The 23,586-nt window shown below is 70.5% G+C and carries 20 protein-coding genes; 6 read left to right on the top strand and 14 right to left on the bottom strand.

Annotated elements, in window-relative coordinates:
• Positions 1-379: 379 nt before the first annotated feature.
• The 3 genes from BLR21_RS04275 to BLR21_RS04265 are packed head-to-tail and all read right to left on the bottom strand — an operon-like array spanning position 380 to position 2,965.
• On the bottom strand, positions 380-1,498 hold the full coding sequence (locus BLR21_RS04275; RefSeq protein ID WP_256334450.1) for a site-specific integrase: 1,119 nt from the start codon (positions 1,496-1,498) through the stop codon (positions 380-382).
• The gene (locus tag BLR21_RS04270; protein WP_090004258.1) at positions 1,495-2,541 is read right to left on the bottom strand and encodes a threonine aldolase family protein; all 1,047 of its coding nucleotides are present in this window, start codon (positions 2,539-2,541) and stop codon (positions 1,495-1,497) included. The genes BLR21_RS04275 and BLR21_RS04270 overlap by 4 nt, the downstream gene beginning before the upstream one ends.
• 52 nt (positions 2,542-2,593) lie before the next feature.
• On the bottom strand, positions 2,594-2,965 hold the full coding sequence (locus BLR21_RS04265; RefSeq protein ID WP_090004257.1) for a DUF4180 domain-containing protein: 372 nt from the start codon (positions 2,963-2,965) through the stop codon (positions 2,594-2,596).
• Positions 2,966-3,445: 480 nt separating this feature from the next.
• Between BLR21_RS04265 and add the strand changes: the two genes are divergently transcribed.
• Positions 3,446-4,474: an adenosine deaminase gene (add, locus tag BLR21_RS04260; RefSeq protein WP_090004256.1), complete on the top strand. Its 1,029-nt coding sequence runs from the start codon at positions 3,446-3,448 to the stop codon at positions 4,472-4,474.
• Here the strand turns inward: add and BLR21_RS04255 are convergent.
• Both BLR21_RS04255 and BLR21_RS04250 read right to left on the bottom strand, forming a co-directional pair.
• Positions 4,390-4,932: a hypothetical protein gene (locus BLR21_RS04255; RefSeq protein ID WP_090004255.1), complete on the bottom strand. Its 543-nt coding sequence runs from the start codon at positions 4,930-4,932 to the stop codon at positions 4,390-4,392. The two genes, add and BLR21_RS04255, sit on opposite strands and share 85 nt — an antisense overlap.
• 433 nt (positions 4,933-5,365) lie before the next feature.
• A complete protein-coding gene (locus BLR21_RS04250; protein WP_090004254.1) occupies positions 5,366-5,947 on the bottom strand; it encodes a DUF4240 domain-containing protein in 582 nt (193 codons plus the stop codon).
• A 235-nt stretch (positions 5,948-6,182) separates the two neighbouring features.
• Between BLR21_RS04250 and hrpA the strand changes: the two genes are divergently transcribed.
• Entirely contained in the window at positions 6,183-10,049 is a 3,867-nt protein-coding gene (gene hrpA / locus BLR21_RS04245; protein ID WP_090004253.1) for an ATP-dependent RNA helicase HrpA, read from the top strand.
• Here the strand turns inward: hrpA and BLR21_RS04240 are convergent.
• The gene (locus tag BLR21_RS04240; RefSeq protein WP_256334449.1) at positions 10,019-10,369 is read right to left on the bottom strand and encodes a winged helix-turn-helix transcriptional regulator; all 351 of its coding nucleotides are present in this window, start codon (positions 10,367-10,369) and stop codon (positions 10,019-10,021) included. The two genes, hrpA and BLR21_RS04240, sit on opposite strands and share 31 nt — an antisense overlap.
• 39 nt (positions 10,370-10,408) lie before the next feature.
• Between BLR21_RS04240 and BLR21_RS04235 the strand changes: the two genes are divergently transcribed.
• On the top strand, positions 10,409-10,765 hold the full coding sequence (locus tag BLR21_RS04235) for a YybH family protein (protein WP_090004251.1): 357 nt from the start codon (positions 10,409-10,411) through the stop codon (positions 10,763-10,765).
• Here BLR21_RS04235 and BLR21_RS04230 read toward each other — a convergent pair.
• From BLR21_RS04230 to BLR21_RS04220, 3 genes are all read right to left on the bottom strand, one after another.
• Positions 10,754-11,521 carry an alpha/beta hydrolase gene (locus BLR21_RS04230; RefSeq protein ID WP_090004250.1) on the bottom strand — a complete coding sequence of 256 codons (768 nt, stop codon included), beginning with the start codon at positions 11,519-11,521 and terminating at the stop codon, positions 10,754-10,756. The genes BLR21_RS04235 and BLR21_RS04230 overlap by 12 nt on opposite strands.
• A gap of 79 nt (positions 11,522-11,600) precedes the next feature.
• A complete protein-coding gene (locus BLR21_RS04225; RefSeq protein WP_143027593.1) occupies positions 11,601-12,014 on the bottom strand; it encodes a hypothetical protein in 414 nt (137 codons plus the stop codon).
• Positions 12,011-13,585: a bifunctional AfsR/SARP family transcriptional regulator/alpha/beta hydrolase gene (locus BLR21_RS04220; RefSeq protein WP_090004248.1), complete on the bottom strand. Its 1,575-nt coding sequence runs from the start codon at positions 13,583-13,585 to the stop codon at positions 12,011-12,013. Before BLR21_RS04220 ends, BLR21_RS04225 begins: the two co-directional genes overlap by 4 nt.
• 131 nt (positions 13,586-13,716) lie before the next feature.
• Between BLR21_RS04220 and BLR21_RS04215 the strand changes: the two genes are divergently transcribed.
• Positions 13,717-14,238, top strand: coding sequence for an RICIN domain-containing protein (locus tag BLR21_RS04215; protein ID WP_176929439.1), 522 nt, complete (start codon positions 13,717-13,719; stop codon positions 14,236-14,238).
• Positions 14,239-14,287: 49 nt separating this feature from the next.
• Here the strand turns inward: BLR21_RS04215 and BLR21_RS04210 are convergent, their stop codons facing one another.
• The 5 genes from BLR21_RS04210 to BLR21_RS04190 all read right to left on the bottom strand — a co-directional run bounded on the left by BLR21_RS04210 (position 14,288) and on the right by BLR21_RS04190 (position 20,463).
• A complete protein-coding gene (locus tag BLR21_RS04210) occupies positions 14,288-15,262 on the bottom strand; it encodes a PP2C family protein-serine/threonine phosphatase (RefSeq protein ID WP_090004247.1) in 975 nt (324 codons plus the stop codon).
• Positions 15,262-17,394, bottom strand: coding sequence for a serine/threonine-protein kinase (locus BLR21_RS04205; RefSeq protein ID WP_090004246.1), 2,133 nt, complete (start codon positions 17,392-17,394; stop codon positions 15,262-15,264). The genes BLR21_RS04210 and BLR21_RS04205 overlap by 1 nt, the downstream gene beginning before the upstream one ends.
• A 14-nt stretch (positions 17,395-17,408) precedes the next feature.
• A complete protein-coding gene (locus BLR21_RS04200) occupies positions 17,409-18,362 on the bottom strand; it encodes a glutamate ABC transporter substrate-binding protein (RefSeq protein ID WP_090004245.1) in 954 nt (317 codons plus the stop codon).
• Positions 18,359-19,600, bottom strand: a complete 1,242-nt coding sequence (locus BLR21_RS04195; protein WP_256334446.1) for a hypothetical protein — start codon at positions 19,598-19,600, stop codon at positions 18,359-18,361. The genes BLR21_RS04200 and BLR21_RS04195 overlap by 4 nt, the downstream gene beginning before the upstream one ends.
• Positions 19,601-19,707: 107 nt before the next feature.
• Positions 19,708-20,463: a TetR/AcrR family transcriptional regulator gene (locus tag BLR21_RS04190; RefSeq protein WP_218130727.1), complete on the bottom strand. Its 756-nt coding sequence runs from the start codon at positions 20,461-20,463 to the stop codon at positions 19,708-19,710.
• A gap of 41 nt (positions 20,464-20,504) precedes the next feature.
• On the opposite strand from BLR21_RS04190, the gene BLR21_RS04185 reads away from it, so the two are divergent.
• Both BLR21_RS04185 and BLR21_RS04180 read left to right on the top strand, forming a co-directional pair.
• Positions 20,505-22,826, top strand: coding sequence for a DEAD/DEAH box helicase (locus BLR21_RS04185; RefSeq protein ID WP_090004244.1), 2,322 nt, complete (start codon positions 20,505-20,507; stop codon positions 22,824-22,826).
• Positions 22,823-23,581: an SWIM zinc finger family protein gene (locus tag BLR21_RS04180; protein ID WP_090004243.1), complete on the top strand. Its 759-nt coding sequence runs from the start codon at positions 22,823-22,825 to the stop codon at positions 23,579-23,581. The genes BLR21_RS04185 and BLR21_RS04180 overlap by 4 nt, the downstream gene beginning before the upstream one ends.
• Positions 23,582-23,586 lie beyond the last annotated feature (5 nt).

Below are 23,586 nucleotides of genomic sequence, written 5' to 3'. Positions count from 1 at the left end.
GTGCAGGGGGTCGGTCCGGGCCTCGGCGCTTCTTCGGCGGCGGAGTCTGCTTGATGTTTGTTCCGTTACAGGGGTGCCGGGTTTCACAGCCTGGCCGTCGGCTATGACCGGGTGTGGTGATCGTATTGCTCTCGGTGCAGGCGACCAGCCACTCCCAAAATGCGAGATCGCTTCATAAATTGGGCTGAGTCGCTGGTCAGGACACCGGGTTTTGTCCGGATGGTGGAACAAAAGAGCAGCTCAAACGGCGTGGAAACACAACGGAAACTTCCCGGTCCTTGCGTTCCTTCGGCTCAATCCACTAGTCCGGGTGGTGCAGCCCTACCGGAGGGGATCTTGTTTATAGTTAACCACAGAGAGTGAGAGCTGGGTCACAGATTCACAGGCCCAGGCGGGTCACGGCGTTGTCCTCGAGAGGATTCGCGGTGCGGATGTAGCGGTGCACCGTGCGCGGGTTGGTCCACCGGCCCTGCCGCATGATCTCCCGGTCGCTCGCCCCGCCCAGCGCCGCCTGCGTCGCGAACCCCGCCCGCAGCGAGTGCCCGCCGAACAACGCCGGATCCAGGCCCGCCCGCACCGCGTACCGCTTCACCAGCTCCGCCACCGCACGCCCCGACATCGCCCTGGTGCCGATGCCGCCGTGCCGGTTCACCACCGGGAACACCGGCCCCTGCCGGACGCCCGCCTCGAAGCCGTGGCAGCGGTGCAGGCCGGTCTCGGAGGGCTCCCTGCCGTCGAGCACGTCGGCCCAGTCCGCGAACGCGCACACCGGGCACGTCGGCCGCCTGCTCCCGCGTGGCAGCACCACCGACTGCTGGTGCTTGCCCGTCTGGTCGGTCTTCGTCGTGCCCAGCCGGATCAGCAGCAACGGCTCGTGCGTGCGCGGATCCACGTCCACCGTGACGTCGGAGAACTCGATCTGTGCCAGTTCGCTGCGCCGCAACGCGCCCGCGAACCCCACCAGCAGCAGCAACGCGTCCCTCGCGCGCGCCGGGCCCGCCTGCGGTCGTTCGTTCAGCAGTGCTTCGAGGGTGTCGAGCAGCACCGGCCGTTTGCGCCGGGGCTGCGACTTGCGGGTGCGCCGCACACCGCGCAGCGTCAGCCGCACGACGTCGCTGCGCGTCGGGCTCGGCAGGCCGTTGGCCGCGTGCACCGCCGAGATCGCCGCCGACTTGCGTTCCAGCGTCGAGGCCCCGAACGCCGGTGACCCGTCCGGTTTCACCGTGTCCGCCGCGACCGCCAGATAGACCGCCACGTCCAGAGGATCGGCCGGCAACGCCTGACGGCCCTCCACCTGGCACCACCCGGCCCACGCGATCCAGTCCGACCGGTACGCCCGCACCGTGTTCGGCGACTGCGCGCTGCGCAGGTACCCGGCCAGCGACGCCGCCTGCTCGTCGTCGAACCTCTCGCGCACGCCCGCGAGCGCGTCGACGTCGATCAGGACCGAGTGCGAGACCCTGACCAGCGCGTGCTGGACGGGTTCGGGCAGGCTCACACCCGCGATGGTAGCCCTCTGATCAACTCCGCCACCTCGCGCGGCGTGAACTCCAGCCCGCTGATCCCCACGCTCACCTCGAAGCTGCACCGGCGGGGATCCGGATTGGACCGCGCGTACAGGAACAGCCTGATCCCCGTCTCCCGCAGCAGGTGCTCAGCGGCCCGCTGCGCGTCGTGGCGCGACAGCGGCAGGTGGACGTGGAACAGGGGAGTGGCCGGCACGTCCGGTGTCGTGTGCGCGAACCCGTCGTCGTTGATCGCCCGTGCGAGGGCCTGGGCGTGGTCGCGGAACTCGCCCATCCTCGGCAGGTTCACGTCCATGCCCATCAACGCGATCGCGGCCAGTGGCCACGCGTCGGCGATCGCCCCGCCCATCCGGCGCCGCCACACCGCCGCCTGCCCGATCGTCTCGCCGTCTCCGGCGAGCACCGCGCCCCGCACGCCTTCGAGTCCTTTGTAGAGCGACACGTACACCGTGTCGAACAACGCGGAGATCTCGGCGAACGTGGCGTCGTAGCCGGTCTGCGCCTCCCACAACCGCGCGCCGTCGCAGTGCGCGGCCGCCCCCGACTGCCTCGCCCACGCCGTCTGCGCCGCCAGGTCGGCGAACGCGGGCAGCACGCCGCCGATGTCGCGTTGCGGCAGTTCGAACACCACCGCCGCGAGCGGTTCGTGCACCGCTTTCAGATCATCGAGGCCGAACAGTTCGTTGCGGTCGCCCACGGGATGGAACCGCAGGCCGTGCAGCGCGTTGTAGCCCTGGTTCTCCCACACGTGCAGGTGCGTTTGCGGATGCCCCGCGAACGACCGGCGGCCCGTCCTGTCGGCGTGCACCCGCAACGCCACCTGCTGCGCCATCGTTCCAGACGGGAAGAACAAGGTCGCGGGCTTGCCCAGCAGGCCCGCGACCCGTTCCTCCAGTTCCCGCACCGGGTCCTCCGGCCGCGTCCGCGGCGTGACCTGCTCGGCGAGACGGCGGAGGACCTCGTGCGGTGACCTGCGCGGGCCACTGTGCTGCGAGAGCGAACGACGGATGTCCATACCCGCAACCCTACCTATTGCCAGCGATGTGCAATAGGGCTGTTCGGCGTGGTCAGGCCGCCGCGCTCAGCCGTGCGTCCAGTTCCGCCTCGTCCGCGACGAACCACAGCTGCCGGCCCCGGTTCGACTCGTACACGAAGTCCCGCAGCGCCGTGCTCGCCGCGACCTGCTCCGTGATGTCCCCGACCACCGCGACCGCGAACCCGTACTGCTGGAACTTCTGCACCACCGCACCCGCCACCCGCGTGCGCAGCACCAGGAAGTCCTCGGACAACCGCGCCACCGGCAACACCAGCCACCGCACGTCCTGACCCCACAAGGTGCCGATCAGGTCCACGGCGGACTGCTCGTCGGTGATGCGGGGACCTTCCTCGGCGCACATCAGCACCGTCGCGCCGTGGCGCGTCTGCACAACATCAGGCATGGCACCGGAACCTAGTGGCGGCACCCGCCCGATGTCGCGCCGAATACCCGCGCGCGCCCGGTGATCACCGGTTGCGCGGGCTCGGCGCACGCGCGGGCTCGGCGCACGCAATTCGCCAGGGGAGGTAAGCCCGTCAACTCGGTCAACCCAGATGGGCGGTCCCTCTTCTTCACGGCCTGACGTTTTCAGCGCGTCGTCACGGGATCGCTCTGGCAGTCACCCCGGAAGGTGGCCAGCACAAACAAGCCCCGGCATCCTCGGCCGCGCACACCGCACCCCTGGTGCGCGCGGCGGCGGCCATCACACCCTGGTGCGCGCGACGGCGCACACCGCACCCCTGGTGCGCGCGACGGCGGCCATCACCGGCCCCGCGCACCGACTGCCGGCGCGGTGACGTTCCTCGCCGGATGGCGCCCGGCCAGATGACGCCCGCGAAAATGCCGGGCGCCCGCTGACGGGCCTTGGGTAGCGTCGCGCCACATGCGTGACCTCGCGACGTTGCCCAAAGCCCACCTGCACGTGCACCTCGAAAGCACCGTGCGCGCGGACACCCTCGCGGAACTCGCCGAGCACCACGGCGTCGACGTTCCCGCCGTGCAGGCCGGGGCGTTCGACGGCTTCGCGCAGTTCGCCGCCCACAACGGGGCAGTGCGGGACTGCCTGCGGCGAGCCGAGGACTTCCACCGGATCGCGTACGAGTTCTGCGCCGAGGAAGCAGCGCAGGGGACCCGGTACGCCGAGGTCACGTTCACCGCGGCAGCGCACGGAGAACGACTCGGTGATCCGGACATGCCGCTCGAGGCGGTGTTGTCCGGGCTCGCCGCAGGACAGGCCGCCCACGGCATCGAATGCCGTGTGATCGTGGACCACCCCAGGAAGCGATCGGTAGCGCGACTGCGCGACTCACTGCGGCTCGCGACGGCACACCCACAGGTCGTGGCGATCGGGACGGCCGGAGCGGAGGACTACCCGCTCACCCCGTTCGCCGGCGTGTTCCGCGCCGCGCGAGACGCCGGGGTCGGACTCGTGCACCACGCCGGGGAGTGCTGCGGAGCGCCGAGTGTCGCCGAAGCCGTGACCGTCGGGCTCGCCGACCGGATCGGGCACGGGTTCCGGGCGCTCGACGATCCGGAAGTCGTCGCGCTGCTGCGGGACCGTGCCATACCGCTCGAAGTCTGCCCGTCGTCGAACGTCGCGCTGGGACTGGTCGAATCTCTCTCCTCTCATCCGCTGCCACTGCTCATCAACGCCGGGCTGACCGTCACGCTCAGCACCGACATCCCCGCCTCCACCGGCATCACGCTCACCGGCGAGTACCGCCTGCTGCGCGAACACCTCGGCTTCGGCGACGACGCCCTCGCCCGCATCGCCACCAACGCCGTCGACGCGTCCTTCGCGCCGGAGGACACGAAAACCTTGCTGCGTCAGGACATCGCGGCCTGGCGGGCCGGCTCGAAACACACCAGCCCGTGCCGCGACGCCAGCAACGCCACTAGATCCAGCACCTGACGCTGCCCCGGCCACACCACGTGCACGATCACCGCGTCCACCCCCACCGTCAGCGCCTCGTCCCACGACACCGGCGACGCGGGATCCGGTGACGTGCGCCGTAACTCCCGCACGAACGCCGCCACCGCCGGCTCGAACGCCCCCAACGGCGAGGACCGCAACTCCGCATAGCGGGCCGCCGCCTCCGGGAAGGACGCCGGACCAGGAGCCCGCCACACCACCACGTCGACCGGAACAGCCACGGGCACGGCCATCACGCCACCTTCCCGAACAACGCGCTCGTCCGCGGAACCCGCGCGGTGACCCCCGCCGGAGCCACCGCGATCCCACGACTCATCCACCGGAGCCATCGCGCGCACCGCGGCCAGGGCGGCGGTGCGCCACTCCAGCCGGCCGTCCTGATCGGAAGCCGCCACGCCGGACGACTCCGCCAGGCCCCAGAACGCGTTCAGGTCCATGCCGAGAACGCTAGCGAGAGGGTCTGACAATTTTTGAAGCCTCGACATCAGTGCAGGTCAGAGGCCGCACGATGCCGGGCGGATGGGCCTTCGGGCGGCGAGAGCCGTCGCGCCGCGAGGGTCGGCGGTGCCGACCGACGCTCGGCGGTGCCGATCGGGGCGGCGGTGCCGATCGGGCGGCGGTGCCGATCGGGCGGCGGTGCCGATCGGGCACGACCCCGGCCGAACGTGCCAGGCCCCGGACCGTGGGCGACGCCTCGCCGGCAACGGCCCGGCGACCGTGCCCGCGTCGAGGACGCCGACCTGCACCCACCAGGCATGCATCCACCCGGCATGGTTCCCACCACGTGCCCACCACGTGCTCACGCCGAGGATCGCCGAGGTGCTCAACACCCGGTCTTCCTGTTCATCCGGGCGCTGCGGACCGGCTGGGTCACGCCGCCTCCTCCAGCCCACCGGACAGCTCCCACAACCGGGGCAGCCGCACCGCCGCCTCCACCGGCGAGTCCAGATCCCACACCTCACCGGTGAACGGCCCCGCGTCCGTCACCGGCACGTGGCCCAGGATCGCCAGCGCGTTGTCCAGCGACCGCCCCGTCGCCAGGAAGAACGCCTCACGCGCCACCCCGGACAGCCCCTCCCACAACGGCCACGCCGCGTCCGGCCACGACTGCGCCCCGACCGCCAGCAGCGTCCGCACCGCCGGCACGCCGGCCAGCGCGTCCGGTGAGGCCGCCACCGAGGCCAGCACCTCGTGGCCCAGCCCGATCACCCACGACTGGAACTCGAAGAAACGGTCGGCGGAACACAATCCATCACACACGACATAAGCCGCGTGCCAGTGTAAGAACGTGTTCACGCGACCGCGTGAAGCGCTCAGCAAAGTCTCGAAACCGCAAATGTCGCCCGGCGGCAGCAAAGCCAGCCTCGACGTCAGCCACACGCGGCGTTCGTGCTGGTCAGAGGAGGCAGAAGCCGACTGGTCGAGCAGTGCCCAGAAGACGTCGAGATCCATACCCGTGACGTTATCGAAGGGGTCTGACAATTCGCGGCACCCGCCGGACGGAGCACCGGGAAAGCTGCCCAGCGGCTTTTTCCGGGCAACTCCGGCAGCTGTGGAATGCCGCGTCCGGCCACCGGCCCCGGCGGCGGCACGGCATCGCGGAGTAGGCGATCTCACGTGCCGGCGGCGGGGTCTGACGGTTATTGACGCGAGCGAACCCGCGCGCCCTGTCTATCCTTGAGCCCAAATGGACACCCCGCACGCTGAACTGCACAAACGCCTGCCCGAGCTCATGCCGCGTGATCAACGCCGGCTCGCCAGGCGCCTCGACAGCGCACGCAAGGTCAAAGACCCGCTGGCGCGCAAGAAGATCACCGAGGAGATCGCCGCCCAGATCGACGAGGCCGCGCTCAAGGTCGCGCTGCGCCGGGAGTCCGTTCCCCAGATCAGCTATCCGGCCGAGCTGCCGGTCAGTCAGCGCAAGGACGACATCAAGGACCTGATCGAGCACAACCAGGTCGTGATCGTCGCCGGCGAGACCGGGTCGGGCAAGACCACGCAGCTGCCCAAGATCTGCCTGGAACTCGGCCGCGGCATCACCGGCCAGATCGGGCACACCCAGCCGCGTCGCATCGCCGCGCGCACCGTCGCCGAACGCGTCGCGGAGGAGCTGGGCACCAAGCTCGGTGACACGATCGGCTACAAGGTGCGGTTCACCGACCAGTCCGGTGACGAGACGCTGGTCAAGCTCATGACCGACGGCATCCTGCTCGCCGAGATCCAGACCGACGCCACCCTGTCGCGCTACGACACGATCATCATCGACGAGGCGCACGAACGCAGCCTCAACGTCGACTTCCTGCTCGGCTACCTCAAGCAGCTGCTGCCGCGCCGCCCCGACCTCAAGATCATCATCACCTCCGCCACGATCGACCCGCAGCGTTTCAGCCAGCACTTCGGCGACGCCCCGGTCATCGAGGTCTCCGGCCGCACCTACCCCGTCGAGACCCGCTACCGGCCGCTGGAGGAGGACGACGACCAGACCCAGGGCATCATCAACGCCGTCCGCGAGCTGCAGGCCGAAGGCCCCGGCGACGTCCTGGTGTTCCTGTCGGGCGAACGTGAGATCCGCGACACCGCCGAAGCCCTCAAACAGGAGGACCTCCGCAACACCGAGATCCTTCCGCTCTACGCGCGTCTCTCGGTGGGCGAGCAGCATCGGGTGTTCCAGCGGCACACCGGCCGGCGCGTCGTGCTGGCCACCAACGTCGCCGAGACCAGCCTCACCGTGCCGGGCATCAAGTACGTCGTGGACCCCGGCAACGCCCGCATCTCCCGCTACAGCCACCGCCTCAAGGTCCAGCGCCTGCCGATCGAGCCCATCAGCCAGGCGTCCGCGAACCAGCGCAAGGGCCGCTGCGGCCGCGTCAGCGAAGGCATCTGCATCCGCCTGTACTCCGAAGAGGACTTCGAGGCCCGCCCGGAGTTCACCGACGCGGAGATCCTGCGCACCAACCTCGCCAGCGTCATCCTGCAGATGACCAACATCGGCCTGGGCGACGTCGCGAAGTTCCCGTTCATCGACCCGCCCGACTCCCGCAACATCAACGACGGCATCGGCCTGCTGCAGGAGCTCGGCGCGATCAACGCCGCCGAGAAGAAGCTCACCGCGACCGGCCGCAAACTCGCCGCGCTCCCGGTCGACCCGCGGCTGGGCCGCATGGTCCTCGAAGCCGACACCACCGGCTGCCTCCAAGAGGTCATGATCATCGCCGCGGCACTGTCTATCCAGGACCCCCGCGAACGCCCCGCCGACCAGCAGGAAGCCGCGACGCAGCAGCACGCCAGGTTCGTGGACTCCGAATCCGACTTCGTCACGTTCCTCAACCTGTGGCAGTACCTCAAAGAACAGCAGAAGGAACTGAGCGGCAACCAGTTCCGCAAGCGCTGCAAGGCCGAGTTCCTCAACTACCTGCGCGTGCGTGAGTGGCAGGACATCTACCTGCAGCTGCGTCAGGTCGCCAAGCAGATCGGCCTGCACCCGAACGAGCAGCCCGGCGACCCGCGCAACATCCACATCGCGCTGCTGTCCGGGCTGCTCAGCCACATCGGCGTCAAGGATGTCCTCAAGAAGCAGGCGCCGAACGAGAAACGCCGTCCCCTCACCGAGTTCCTCGGCGCCCGCAACGCCAAGTTCGCGATCTTCCCCGGCTCCGCGCTCGCGAAGAAACCACCGCAGTGGGTGATGGCCGCCGAACTGGTCGAGACCAGCCGCCTGTGGGGCCGCATCGCCGCCAAGATCGAACCCGAATGGGCTGAGCGTCTCGGCGAACACGTCGTCAAACGCCAGTACAGCGAACCGCACTGGGAGAGCAAACGCGGCAGCGTCGTCGCGCTGGAGAAGGTCACGCTCTACGGGGTGCCGATCGTCGCCGGCCGCAAGGTCAGCTACGGCCGCATCGACCCCGCACTCTCGCGTGAGCTGTTCATCCGGCACGCGCTCGTGCAGGGGGAGTGGACCACGCACCACCGGTTCTTCCACACCAACCGCGCGTTGCTCGAGGAGGTCGGCGAGCTGGAGAACCGGGCGCGGCGCCGTGACATCGTCGTGGACGAGGAGACGCTGTTCGAGTTCTACGACAAACGCGTCGCCACCGAGGTCGTCTCGGCGCGGCACTTCGACTCGTGGTGGAAGAAGCAGAAGGACAAGAACCAGCTCACCTTCACCAAGGACATGCTGGTCAACGACCGCGCCGACGTCACCCCCGACGCCTATCCCGACCAGTGGCGCCAGGGTGAGCTCACGCTGCCGCTGAGCTACCACTTCGAGCCCGGCACGAAGAACGACGGCGTCACCGTCCAACTCCCGCTGCCCGCGCTCACCGCGCTGGACGACGACGCGTTCTCCTGGCAGATCCCCGGCCTGCGCCACGACCTCGTCGTCGCGCTCATCCGCTCGCTGCCCAAGCAGATCCGCCGTAACTTCGTGCCCGTCCCCGACGTCGCCACCGCCGTTCTCGCGCGTATCAAACCCAGCGAGTCCAGCCTGCTCAGCGGCGTCGAACGCGAACTCAAAGCACTCACCGGTGTCACCGTGCGCCGCGAGGACTGGCAGTTCGACGCCGTCCCCGACCACCTCAAGCTCACCTTCCAGGTCGTCGACGAGCACAACCGCACCCTCGCCGAGGGCAAGGACATCGCGGTGCTCAAGGAGAAGCTGCGCGACGAGGTCCGCGAATCGCTCAGCCAGGCCGCCGGGCACCTCGAACGCGCCGGGCTCACAACCTGGGACTTCGACGCCCTGCCCAAGACCATCGAGCAACGGCAGTCCGGCATCACCGTCACCGCCTACCCGTCACTGCTCGACCAGGGTGAGAGCGTCGCGATCAAGGTCCTCGACACGCCCGGCCGGCAGGCCTACGCTCACCGCCGCGGCGTGCGCAGGCTCCTGCTGCTCGGCATCAACTCGCCCGTCAAGCACCTGCAGCGCCACCTCGACAACGCCGCCAAACTCGCGCTCACCCGCAACCCCCACGGCGGCGTCGCCGCGCTGCTGTCGGACTGCATCATGGCCGCCGTCGACCGGCTCATGGGCGAACCGGCCTGGGACGCGAAGTCCTACGCCGCGCAGCTCAAAAAGGTCCAGGCCGCGCTGAACGACACCACCTGGGTCGTCGTGCAGGAGGTCCGCAAGGTCCTCGAAGCCGCCCACGAGGCCGAACTGGCACTGACCGGCCTCAAAGGCGCCCCGGACTCGGCCAACGACATCCGCGCACACCTCAACTCGCTGGTGTACAAGGGATTCGTCACCCACACCGGCTACGACCGGCTGCCCGACCTCGTGCGCTACCTCAAAGGCATCGCGCGGCGCATCGAGAAACTGCCCGAGAACCCGCGCCGCGACCTCGACTGGACGGGGCAGGTTCACCAGGTCCACGCCGAATACCGCGAGCTGCGCGCGCAGACCCCGGCCGACGAGCCCTCGCCCGAACTCGACGAGATCCGCTGGATGATCGAGGAACTGCGGCTGTCCTACTTCGCGCAGACCATCAAGACCCGGTACACGGTCAGCGACAAGCGCATCTACAAGGCGTTGGACGCGGTGCCGTTGTGAGGTGCGTCCAGTAGTGCCTCGCCCGTGCGGAACAGCTGCTCCAGCAACGGCCGCAGCAACACGCCCTTGTCCGTCAGCGCATAGGACGTCCGCACGGGGAATCCGGCGGAGCGGGAGCACACCACCAGCCCCTGCGCCACCAGCGAGTCCAGCCGCTCGGTCAGCACCTTCGCGCTCAACGACGGCAGCCCCGCGCGCAACGCCGAGAACGACCGCGGCCCGTGCATCAGGTCGCGCAGCACCAGCGTCGCCCACCGGCCGCTGATCGCCGCCAGCGCCACCTCCACCGGGCAGTCCGCGACCGGCCGGTCCCAGGTCACCGTTTGGTGACCCACTCCGGCGTGGGAAACGCTGTCGGCATGCATCCCGCCAGTGTGGCCCACGAGTTCGCCCGCGCGTTCAACTCCCGCGACGCACACGCCGTCGACGCCGTCTACGAACCCGGCGGCCTGTTCGTCCCGCAACCGGGCCAGACCGTCACCGCGGCCGCCAGGCAGGCCGCCAACCAGCGGTTTCTCGATCTCGGCCTGCCCGTCGACGTCCGGCCGCGGCACGTCTACGAACACGACGGCATCGCGTTGCTGATCGTCGACTGGACCATCGGGGACGTGACAGGCACCGCCACCGACGTCGCTCGCCGGGGCGAGGACGGCCGGTGGCGGTACGTGATCGACAACCCGTTCGGCACCGCCGGCGCCCCGAGATCAACGGACTGACAGCACCGCGTCGATCACCTGCGGGCCCGCCAGCAGCGCCTCGTCGTTGTGGTCCGCGCCGCCGACCTCGACCAGCCTCGCCCGCGCCGCTGCCGCCACCTCACGGCTCTGCGCGGGCGGCACCACCGAGTCCGCCGTTCCCAGCACCACCACCGCCGGCACGTCCACAGCGGACACCCGCTCGACCACCGGGTACTTGTCCTGCAACAACATCCTCACCGGCAGCCACGGATAGTGGTGCGACCCGACCGCGGCGAGCGAGGTGAACGGCGAGCGCAGCACGAGCCCCACCGGCACGCGATAGGACGCCAGTTCGACCGCCACCGCCGCGCCCAGCGACTCGCCGAAGTAGATCACCGGCCCGTCGATCAGGTCCAGTGCCGCCCGCGCGTCGAAGGTCAGCCCCTCCTCCGACGGCTTGCCGGGGTTGTCGCCGTAGCCGCGGTAGTCGAACAACAACACCGACAGACCTCGTGAGGTCAGCTCACGCGCCAGCGGCACCCGGCCCAGCCGGTTGCCGCCGTTGCCGGGGAACACGATCACCGTCGCGGGCGCGTCCGGCAGCTCGAAGTGCCACCCGCCCAGCAGCAGACCGTCCGCCGTCACCAGGCGCACGTCCCGCCCACCGGGCAGAACCTCCTCGGCGGACGGCAACGGACCAGGGGAGGGAAAGTAGACCAGCTTGCGCTGAAAGGCGAAGACCACGGCGACGATGGTGACAAGCACCGCCACCGCGACCAACACCGGCCTACCCATGGAAGGGAAACTAGAGGGCGACGATGGTGACCACCACCACCGCCACCGCGATCAGATCACCACCCTGCCCAAGCTCATTTCAGCAGCGCGTGTCCGTGTTCGCCGTGTAGGCGTGCTCCGGGTTGTCCACGAGCGATCCCTGCGCGTACGTGCACACCGACAACGTGGCGGTGCCCGTCGACCACACCTCGCGGTCGCGGTTGGTGCCCTTGACATGCCCCTTCGAACCGCCGCCGGCGATGATGCCCGCCGTCACGTAGTACTGGTGGCCCTTGTTGTGGAACGAGTCCCACACGTAGGTGTACGCCCAGTTCTTGCCGCATCCCTTGAACTGCTTCACCGACGCCACCGGACCACCGCCCTGGTCGATGTAGGCGGTCCGGCCGATCTGCGTCACCGGTCCGCAGCCCGGCGCCGACTCCGCGTGCGCGATCCCGGAGGACAGGCCGGCCAGCGTGAACGCGGCCACGGCCGCGACAGAAACGAATCTCACCCCGGCAAGGCTGCCGGTGACCGGTTATCCAGCGGTAAATCGAGGAACGACCCGATCGCGTCGAGCACCGCCCGCGCGTCGCCCATGTGCGGGAAGTGACTGCGTCCCGCCAGCGGCACGAACCTCGCGTCGGGCAGCACCGTCGCCAGCTCCCGGCCCAGCGAGTAGGGCACCAGCTGATCATCGCGACGGTGCAGCACCAACGCGGGCGCGACCACCCTGTCCACGATGTCGGTGACCCGCAGCTCGTAGCAGCCGGTCAGCAGCCGCGCCGCCACCGGTGCCGGCGCCGACGCGCGCTGCAGGCGGGCGAACCGTTCCCTGGCCTCCGCGTCCTCGTCGGGCAGCAGCAGTTCGGCCAGCAGCTTCGACCCCATGCCCCAGTTCTCCCGCACCAGCGCCACGAACGCCTCCCGCGCCTGGGCGGTCGTGATCCGGGTGCCGTCGAGGTAGCCGCCGTAGAGCACCAGCCGGTCCACCCGTTGCGGGTACGACGCCGCGAACGCCAGCGCCACCAGCGCCCCTTTCGACACGCCCAGCAACGCCACCCGCTGCAGCCCGAGCGCGTCCACGACCGTGCGCAGCACCTCCACCTCGGACTCCAGAGACAGCTCGCCGTGCCACGGTCCGGACAGGCCCGTGTCCGGACCGTCGTAGCGGATGACCCGGTGCCGGGCCGCCAGCGTCGCGTAGAACGTTCTCAGGTGCGGATCCTGCCAGCCCATCTCCAGCGTCGCGATCCACGCCGCGGGTACCACCAGCGGCGGACCCGACCCCGCGCAGTTGTAGGCGACCCGCACCCCCTCGCCGGTCGTGCAGAACCGGTTCGGCTCCACCCTGACCGCCGCCGGCCGCAGCCGCGTGTCGTGCCGCAGCAACGCCGCGTGCGCCTCCCGCAACGCCGGCCCCGGCCCGACCCCCAGCTGCTCGTCCAGCGACCGCCGCAGCCCCTCGAACACCGCGAGCGCGTCGGCCTGGCGCCCCACCGCGTACAGCGCCAGCATCAGCTGCCGGTGCAGCCCTTCCCGGAACGGATGCTCCCGGCACAGCGCCTCGAGCTCGGGCACCAGCCGCGCGTGCTCACCCAGCGCCAGCCGCGCCTCGGTCAACGCCTCCACCGCGTCGAGCCGCAGCAGGTCCAGCCGGTGCGCCTCCTGCGCCAGCTCGGGCAGCTCCGTCACGTCCGCCAGCGACCGGTCCCGCCACAACGTCAGCGCCTCCCGCAACCGCGCCGCGCTCGTCGCCGGATCCGGCGCCAGCAGGCCCGACTCGATCAGCCGCCGTGCCTCCCGCACGTCCGTCGCCGCCTCCAGCGCGTAGCCGGGGGAGCGGACCTCGATCGCCGCCCGGTCACCCAGCAGCCCACGCAACGCCGACACGTGCGTCTGCACCGTGTTCGGCGCCGGCGGCCGCTGCCGGGCCCACACCACGTCCGCGAGCCGGTCCGTGCTCACGATCTCGCCCGCCCGCAACGCCAGCAGCGCGAGCACCGCCCTGCGCCGCAACCCCCGCACCGGTCTCGGCACCCCGTCCACGACGACGTCGACCGGGCCCAGAATCCTCACCTGCATGCGATCCCCCTCGTCGCATACAGGGTCGTCCGCCGGAGGCGAAGCGTTGCGCGTCGTTTCAGCGCTGGCGCAGTGACAACGCAGCAGCGCCCGGCACGGTCAGCCCTGACAGTTTCCAGAGAGGGGAACCCGTGACAACCCGAAACAAGCTCATAGGCGCCGTCAGCGCGGTGCTCGCGCTGGCCACGTTGCTCGTCGTTGTTCCGCAGGCCAACGCGGACGGCCCGTTCCGCATTCGTAACTTCGGCAGCAACAAGTGCATCCAGCCGCACCCCGGCAACCCGTTCGGCAACGACAGCCCGGTCGTGCAGCTGCCGTGCAACACCAACAACATCCAGAAGTGGACCTTCACCACGAACGTCAAAGGGACGCTCTCGGTCGTGAACCTGGCCAGCGGCAAGTGCCTCAACGTCTCCAACAACAGCACGCTCAGGTCCCCGGTCGTCCAGTTCACGTGCAACACGAACAGCAACCAGCGCTGGGTCCCGCCGACCCCGCGCCCCAACACCGTGCCGAAGTTCTTCTACAGCAAGGTCAGCGGCGACACCACATGCCTTGACGCCAAGGGCGACTCGAGCGACTTCGTCCAGATGCAGATCTACCTCTGCCAGGACGACCATCCGTTTACGCTCTGGTTCGTGGACGCCGCCTGAGCCCCACCGGTGCCCGGCCTGCTCAGGCCGGGCACCGCTCACGCCGTGACTACTCCGCGACGTGCGGCGAGAACGGCACCAGCACCACGGTGATGTTGTCGTGCCCGCCCGCCTCCAGCGCGACCTTCACGAACTCCTCCGGCCCGCACGGCAGCAGCGGCTGCAGGTCCTCGGGCTCGGGCCGGTAGTTGTGCAGCCCGTCCGAACACAGCAGGAACACCCCCGGCGAGGTCGGCTTCAGCGTCACGACCTGCGGCTCGACCCGCCCGGCGTCCGCGCCGATCCACCGCGACAGCACATGCGCGCGGCGGTCCGTGCGCGCCTGCTCCTCGGTCAGCACGCCCTCGGAGACCAGCTGAGCCGCCCACGTGTCGTCGGACGTGAGCTGCTTGGAACCCTCGGCGGACAACCAGTACGCCCGCGAGTCACCGACCCAGCCGATCGTCACCGACGAACCCGTGACCAGCGCGGACACGAACGTGCACGACGGCGCGACACCCCGCGCGCCCGGCTCCATCGGCTCGTTCTCCACCAGCTGCTCCACCGCGAAGCACGACGCCGCGACCGCGTCGACCATCGCCTGCTCGGCGTCCGCGGTGTCGATCAGCGCGTTGAGCAGCACGTCCACCGCGGCGTCGGCGGCGGCCTGCGAGGCCTGCTCCGCGCGTTCGGACGAGGCCACGCCGTCACAGACGACAGCGGCGACACCCTTGCCCGCGACGTGGCCGAACGCCATCGAGTCCTCGTTGCGCGCCCGCCGCTTGCCCCGGTCCGACACACCCGACACCGCGCCCAGCGTGTACTCGACCCGGTCCCGCGCCGAGGGCTGGTGCCGGCCGCACTGCGTGCAGTAGTCCTCGTCGTCGATGTCGGGCGACCCGCACAGGATGCACGAGGCCTGCGCGGGACCGGTCGGTCCGCCCAGCGGCGTGCGGCGCACCAGCAGGTTGCGTCCGCACGCCTCGCAGAACCGGTCCTCCGCCGCGACGGGCGCGAAGCACTCCGGGCACTTCAGGGTGTCCATCAAACCAACGTCCTAGGCCTTACCGCGTTCGCGCGGTCCACCAATGCGATCCGTTCCTCCGCCGTGGCCGCGAACCGGGCCAGCGTGCGGTAGCGCGCCTCTAGACCCAGCCGAAGCTCGTGTTCGGAGAGTGCACAGTCCAGCACCCTGCCCTCGGCGGCCTGATTGCGGGTCACGTAGTCGTACGCCGCCTCCAGCACCTCCGCCGAGAGCTGCGTGTGCGAGTGGACGTCGATGTCCAAGGCGTGCAACCGTTCCCCGGCCGCGACGAGGTCCTCCGCGCCGCAGTCGCCGAGCTGCGCGCGGACCGCCGCGATCTGCGCCGCCAGGTGTTGTGACGACGTGTCCGGCACCGACAGCAGCACCTCGACGGCCCTGGCTCGGTCACCGCGCGCCAGCAGCACCCGCGCCAGCCCGAACGCCGCCGACACGTACGAGTGATCCGTGCGCCACACCAGCTCGTACCAGCCCGCCGCGCCCTCCAGATCGCCGACGGCCTCCGCGCACACGCCCAGCGCCAGCTTCGGGGCCGCCTCACCCGGCACCGCCGAGCACACCGCGTCGAAGAACCGCAGCGCGTCCTCGGGCTTGTTGTCGACCAGTGCCGCCAGGCCCCGGTACCAGTCCGGGCGCCAGTCCTCCGCCGGGTCGAGCTCGGGCTCGTCGAACATCGACGGCGCCGTCAGCGACTCCAGCTCACGCATCGCCGCCTCGGTGTCACCGGACTCGATCAGCACCCGCACGATCCGCAGCCGCACCTCCACCGTGACCTCCGGTGCCTTGCGCAGCGCCGCCGGATCCGGTGCCGTCGCCGTGGCCAGCCACGACGCGGCCGCGTCCGAGGTGTTCACGCTCGGCGCCGGCAACGCCAGCGCCACCTCGGCGAGGTCGAGCGCGCCCTCCACGCCGAATCGGCGGCGTTCCGGCGTGAACTGCCGCGACGGGCCCGGCCGCGGCACACCGTCCTCGATCGCCAGCACCTCGCGCAGCACGCCCGTGAGCTGCTCGGCCATGTCCTCCGCCGAGGAGAACCGCAGCTCCGGGTTCGGGTTCGTGGCGCGCAGCAGCAGCCGGTGGAACGAGGAGAACCGGCCCAGCAGCGGCTGCTCGGCCACCGTGGGCAGCCGGTCCTTGCCGCGGCCGCGGAAGTCGAACGGGAAGCTCATCACCGCCAGCGCGCGCCCGACCGTGTAGATGTCGGAGAACACCGACGGGCCGATCGTGCCGATCTCCGGCGCCTGGTAGCCGATCGTGCCGTAGATGGGGGAGTGGTGGTCGTCGATGCGCCGCACCGCGCCCAGGTCGATCAGCTTGAGCTGCTCCTCGGTGTGGATCATGTTGTCCGGCTTGAAGTCGCAGTACAACAACCCGACACCGTGCAGGTAGCCGAGCGCGGGCAGGATCTCCAGCACGTACGCGATGGCCTGCGCCAGCGGCAACGCCTCGTCGCCGCGGCCGTCGCGGCGCCGCGACGTGATCATGTCCTTGATCGACTCGCCGCCGACGTACTCCATCACGATGTACTCGACGAGCTTGCCGCTCTCGCTGCTCTCGTGGCGGATGAAGTTGTGGATCTTCACGATGTTCGGGTGCTCGACCTCGGCCAGGAACCGGCGTTCCGCGAGCGCCGCCGCCATCGCGTCGGCGTCACCGGAGTCGAGCAGGCCCTTGAGCACCACCCACCGGTCGCTCACCGCGTGGTCGAGCGCCAGGTACAGCCAGCCCAGGCCGCCGTGCGCCAGGCAGCCCAGCACCTCGTACTGGTCGTGCAGCACCTCGCCCGGCGCGAGCTTCGGCGTGAACGAGTAGGCGTGCCCGCACTGCGGGCAGAACCCCTCCACCCGGCCCGGTTTGCCGTCCTTGCGCCGCCCGACCTTCTTGCCGCACTTCGAGCAGAACCGCTTGGCCTCCGGGACCTCCGGGTTCTCCAGCACCGCGGTCTTCGGATCCCGGTAGGGCACCCGCGGCACCTCGACCAGCCCGGCACCCAGCCGGCCGCGGCTCATCGACCGGGCACTGCCGCGGCGCGTGCGGCCCGAGTTCGACCGCGACATCTCCTGTGACACCGACCAGGGTGCCGTGCCCGGCGCCGTCGACGGCCCGGTCCCGGGCAGATCGAGCTCTTCATTCATCGGCGGACCCCCTCCTAGTCCCGATAACGCGCGACCGGCGGCGTGGGTGCCGGGCCCAGCGGTGTCAGCCACCGCCCGTAGATCGCGCTCCACGTGCCGTCGGCGCGCATCCGTTCCAGCACGCCGTTGACGAACCGGACCAGGTCCTCCTGGCCCTTGGGCACCCCGACGCCGTAGGACTCGTCGGTGAACCGCGCCCCCACGACCTCGGTGTACGGGTCCTGCGCCGCCAGTCCCGCCAGGATCGTGTCGTCGGTCGAGATCGCGTCGGTCTGCCCCTGCTGCAGCATCACCAGGCAGTCCGTCCAGTTCGGCACGCTCACCGTCGTCTTCGCCCGGTTCACCACGTTGCCCAGCGACGTCGACCCCGACGCCACGCACACCCGCTTGTCCGCGAGCCCCTCCACCCCGGCGATCCCGGAGTTGCGGCGCACCAGCACCCGCTGCCCGGCCTGGTAGTAGACCTGCGAGAAGTCCACGTCCCGCAGCCGCTCGCACGTGATCGTCATCGTGCGGACCACGACGTCGACCGCGCCGCTCTGCAGCATCGGGATCCGCTCGGCCGCCGTCACGACCCTGAACTGCACCTTCTTCTCGTCGCCGAAGATCGCCTTCGCGATCTGCCGGGCCACGTCGACGTCGAAGCCCTCGATCTCGCCGGTGAAGGAGTTGCGGAACCCCATCAGGTACGAGTTCTGGTCCACCCCGGCGATCAACCGGCCGCGCTGCGCGATCGTCGCCATCGTCGATCCCGCGGGCATCTGACCGGCCTGGGGCAACGGGCCCGGCCGCAGGCTCGCCGTCGCGTCACACGCCGGCGGCGCCGCCGAACTGCTGGGCGCCGCGGACACCGTGCTCGCGTTCGCCGGCTGCGGGGCCGCGGCACTGCGCGGCACCACCTCGCTGGGCGCCGGTCCCGCCGAACACGCACCGAGCAGCAGCACCGCCGCCAGCGCCAGTCGCCTCATCGGTACTCCTTCAGGCGCTGCCACAGCCCCATCGTCGATCCCGCCGCGCTGATCAGCGCGAGCACCAGCATCCCGACCGCGGTGCCCGCCAGCGACGCCCGCGCCACCGCCACCTCGTCGCTGAACTCCTGCCGCGCCTGCCCGATCCCCCGCACCAGCGCCTGATCCAGCGAGTCGAAGTACGGGTTGCCGATCAGCGCCACCGCGTCGTTGTACTGCCCCGCGTCGTCGGCCTCACGGATGCGCTGGTGGACCTGCTGCCACTGCCGGAACTCCCGCATCGCCTGATCGGCGGCCTCGGTGCTCTCCAGCGCCTTGGCGCGCTCCAGCAGGCCTTCGAGGCGTTCGGCGACCTCGACGAAGTTCTTCTCGTAGGACTGGCCCGAACCCCGCGCGACCAGCGTCAGCGTCTCCTCGCCGCGGGCGGTCAGCGTCGCGATCCGCGCCTGCGCGAGCACGTCGACCTTCTCCGAGGCGTCGCGTGAGTCCGCCACGTCGTTCATGACCAGCACCGACACCGTCGTCACCCACAGCAACGACAGCGTGGCCGCCCCGGTCGCCACCAGCAGCCCGACGTTGAGCAGCCGGTTCGTCCGGCGGGTCAGGTACCGCTGGATCAGCACCAGCCCGATCACGAACGCCAGCGCCACCAGCACCGGCACGACCGGGAAGTTCGCCTCGTCCTGCGCGCGGGCCACCCGGTCGGTCTCCGCCCGGTACAGCTCCCGCGCCGCCGGCAGCAGCTGCGTGCGCATCAGCCCCGACGCCTCACGCAGATAGGCCGCTCCCACCGGGAAACCCTGCCGGTTGTTCGAACGCGCCGTCTCGATCAGGCCCGTGTAGACCGGCAGCTGCGCCGCGAGCGTCGCCGTGAGATCGGGGGAGGAGGCCGTCGCGACCGACAGCGCCGCCTGGGCCTGCGCGATGTCCGCCTCGTAGCGTTCGCGCAGCTGGGAGGGCTCCAGCCCGCCGGAGAGGAACGCGCTGGCCGCCGTCGCGTCCGCGTCCTGCAACGCCCGGTAGACCTCCTGTGCCGCGTGCGCCAGGGGCTCCGACCGTGTCGCCAGGTCCTCCAGCGCCCGCTCCTGGCGGTTCACGCTCCACGTCGTCAGCCAGCCGCTCGCCAGGCTCGCCACGACCAGCACCACGACGATCAGGCTCAGCCGCCCAGGGGTCGACCGCGCCAGGCCGGTGAACCGGCGCACCAGCGCCTGCCGGGGACGGGAGTCGATCACCACGAGCGGGCCTCCCAGCGGTGAAGTTGATCGGCGTGGCGTAACTGTAGGCACCTCGATGGCACCGCGTGGGAATTAACGGCGCATCCCCGGCAGGTGTCACTCAGGAGTTACCGCGCACGCGACTCGATCAGCCGATCGACCCCGTCCAGGATCCTCTCCAGGCCGAACTCGAACGAGTGCTCCGGGCTGAACGCGCTCTGGTGCGCCTGCCCGACGGCGCCGCCCACGCGCGCCGCCACCGGGTAGCGGGCCGGGTCGAACACGGTCATCAGCACCGGCGCCGCCGCGTCCCACCACTGCTGGTCGGTCAGCCCGGTCTCCTTCTCGGTCACCGCCGCCGCCGTCAGCCCGCGTGCCGAGTTCTGCACGTGCCCGAGCACCAGTTCGAGCACCGAGTCCATCTCCACGTCCGACAGGCCGATGCCGTCCAGCCCGCGCAGCTCGAAGTCGTACTTCGCCGCCACCTGCGGGCCCAGCACCGTGCGCGACGGCGCCACCTGCAGCAACCACGGATGCCGCCGATAGAGGGCCAGGTTCTCCCGCGCCACGTAGGCGAGGTGCGCGCGCCAGCCCTCGGCGGGTTCCCGCCCGGTCGCGGCCTGCACCGTGTCGACCATGACGTCGATCAGCTCGCCCTTGCCCGGCACATAGGTGTAGAGCGACATCGTCCCCACGCCCAGCGACTCCGCCACGCGCCGCATCGACAGCGCCCTGAGCCCGTCGGCGTCGGCCAGCGCGATGCCGGCCCGCACGATGCGGTCCACGCTCAGGTCCGGCTTGCCCTTGCGTGACACGCGTTCCTGGGTGCGCCACAGCAACGCCAGCGTCCGCGCCGGGTCACCGCTGCCCGTGTGTTCGATCACGAACCCGACACTACCGTACCGTATGGTGTACGGTACAGAGTATGTTCGTGCCTGCCGACCCGCCCAGATTCGGCCAGCTTCACGGAAAGCCCCTGCTCGAAGCCTTACCCGAGGTGCTGTCCGGCGACGACTACTGGGCGGTGGCCGCCGCGACCGCGCTCACCCTCGTCGCCCGCGGCCGGATCGTGCCCGGCGTGACGGCCGGGGGCCACGACACCTGGCGCGTCGGACCGCTCGACCACGCCGACGAGCTGCACCTGCGCCAGCTCGCCGCGCACGGCGACTACGACCTGCTCCGCCAGTTCCTCGACGCCGTCGCCGACACACTGCCCCGCACCGGCACAGGGCCGTTCGCCGGCGCCGACGCCTGTGACGTCTCCGGGCTCAAGACGTGGGCCGACGAGCAGATCACCCTGTCCCTGCGCATCGAGACCACCGACGACCTGCGGTTCCGCGCGATCGTGCAGGTCCGCGCCGTCACCGACCCCTACCCGCGCGACGTGCGCGGCTCCGGCCGTGAGCTCGACGCCATCCGCGCGATGGCCCGCGTCGACTGGCCGCCGCTGCAGCGCCTGCTCGACCAGGCCGACCTCACCGACGACGAGGTCGGCGAACTGCTCGGCACCGGCATCGAGGTCCACTGGCCGCGCGACCTCGCCACGAACCTGTCCGCGAAGGCCGTCATCGGCGAACCGAGCGGCCCCCTGCGGGCAGGCGACCTGCTCTCGTTCGACTGGCGCATCGCGCTCGGCGACTCGCAGCTCACCGACGCCGAGATGGACCTCGTCGCCGAGGCGTCCCGGCCGATCGTGAAGCTGCGCGACCAGTGGGTGCTGATCGACCCGAAGCTGCGCCGCAGGGCCCGGCAACGACTCGAACCCATCACCGCGGCCCAGGCCGTCACCGCCGCCCTCACCGGCGTGGCGATCATCGGCGGCGACCACGTCGAGGTCGCCCCGCACAGCCTCACCACGGCCGTCACGACCATCCCGCAGTTCCCGCAGCCCGCGGCGTTGCAGGCGCGGCTGCGCGACTACCAGCTGCACGGACTGCGCTGGCTCGCCCACATGACCGGCCTCGGACTCGGCGCCTGCCTCGCCGACGACATGGGCCTGGGCAAGACCATCACGCTCATCGCCCTGCACCTGCACCGCCGCCACGACCAGCCGACGCTCGTCGTCTGCCCGGCCTCGCTGCTGGGCAACTGGGAACGCGAGATCCACCGCTTCGCCCCCGGCACACCCGTCACCCGCTACCACGGTCCACAACGGACCCTCGCCTCCGCAGGCGTCGTGCTCACCACCTACGGCACCATGCGCCTGGACGCCGAGGCGTTGCGCGCGCACCCGTGGGGCATGGTCGTCGCCGACGAGGCCCAGCACGTCAAGAACCCGCACTCCGGCACCGCCAAGGCACTGCGCTCGATCCCCGCCGGCGCGCGCGTCGCGTTGTCGGGCACCCCGGTCGAGAACTCGCTGTCGGAACTGTGGTCCATTCTGGACTGGACGACACCGGGCCTGCTCGGCACGCACCGCGCGTTCCGCACCCGCTGGCCGCAACCCGACGACACGCTCGCCAAGGTCGTGCGGCCGTTCCTGCTGCGCCGCCGCAAGTCCGACCCCGGCGTCGCCCCCGAACTGCCCGCCAAGACCGAGACCGACCGCTATGTCTCGCTCAGCGTGGAGCAGGCGGCGTTGTACGAGGCGCTGACCAGGGAGACCCTCGAGCAGATCGCGTCGAGCGACGGCATGGCCCGGCGCGGCCTCGTGCTCAAACTGCTGACCGGGCTCAAGCAGATCTGCAACCACCCGTCGCACTACCTCGGCCACCCCACGCTGAAGGGCACCTCCGGCAAGCTCGACCTGCTCGACGAACTGCTCGCCACGATCGTCGCCGAGGACGGCTCGGCGCTGATCTTCACCCAGTACGTCGGCATGGCCCGGCTGCTGGAGCAGCACATCACGCAGCCCACGCGGTTCCTGCACGGCGGCACCCCCGTGCCCCAGCGCGAGAAGATGGTCGACGACTTCCAGAACGGCCGCGCACCCGTGTTCCTGCTCTCGCTCAAAGCCGCCGGCACCGGCCTCAACCTCACCCGCGCCGACCACGTCATCCACTTCGACCGCTGGTGGAACCCCGCCGTCGAGGACCAGGCCACCGACCGCGCCTACCGCATCGGCCAGACCAGGCCCGTGCAGGTGCACAAGCTCGTCACCGAGGGCACCGTCGAGGAACGCATCGCCGCGCTCCTGCAGGACAAGCGCGACCTCGCCGACGCCGTCCTGCACGGCGGAGAGTCCGCGTTCACCGAACTCACCGACGCCGAACTGGCCGAGCTCGTCCAACTCAGGAGCGCACAGTGACCGCCCGCGGATTCGCCGCCTTCCCCAAGGTGACCCGCCGCGTCGCCGCCACCTGGTGGGGCAAGGCCTGGGTGAAGGCGTTGTCCGACACCGCACTCGACAGCGGCCTGATCCGCCTGGGCCGCCGCTACGCCCACGCCGGCGTCGTCGGCCCGATCACCGTCAGCCCCGGCCGCCTGCACGCCCAGGTCCACGACGACGACACCGTCTACAGCACCACCGTCAGCCTCCCGATGCTCACCGAGGTCCAATGGGGACGGTTCCTCGACCGCGTCGCCGAACACGCCGGCCACATCGCCGCACTGCTGGACAACGACATGCCACGCGACCTCGTCCTCGCCGCCGAAGAGTCCGGAGTGGACCTGCTGCCCGGCATCGGCGACCTCGAACCCGACTGCGACTGCGACGGCTGGGAACTCCCGTGCCGCCACGCCGCCGCCCTCGCCCTGCAGGTCGGCTGGCTGCTCGACGCCGACCCGTTCGTCCTGCTGCTGCTCAAGGGAAAACCGGAACAGGAACTCCTCGACGCCCTGCGCCGGCGCGTCGCCGGCCCCGTCGGCACCAGAACACCTGTGGTGGTTTCCGTCGAACCGGCAGGTCAGCTGCCCCCTCGTCCTGCGCTGCCGACCACCACACCTGTGGTGCTCGCCGTTGAACCGCCGCCTGGTTTCGAGGCGGCGGACATCGTGGCACTGATGGAGATCGCCGCGTCCCGGGCACGCGCGCTGCTGCGTTCGGGCACTCTCGAAGGGTGATCACC

It is taken from the genome of Lentzea albidocapillata subsp. violacea, assembly GCF_900100275.1.
Lineage (GTDB): Bacteria > Actinomycetota > Actinomycetes > Mycobacteriales > Pseudonocardiaceae > Lentzea > Lentzea violacea.
The sequence above is the reverse complement of the archived record's forward strand: the minus strand, read 5'-3'. Positions and strand labels throughout refer to the sequence as shown.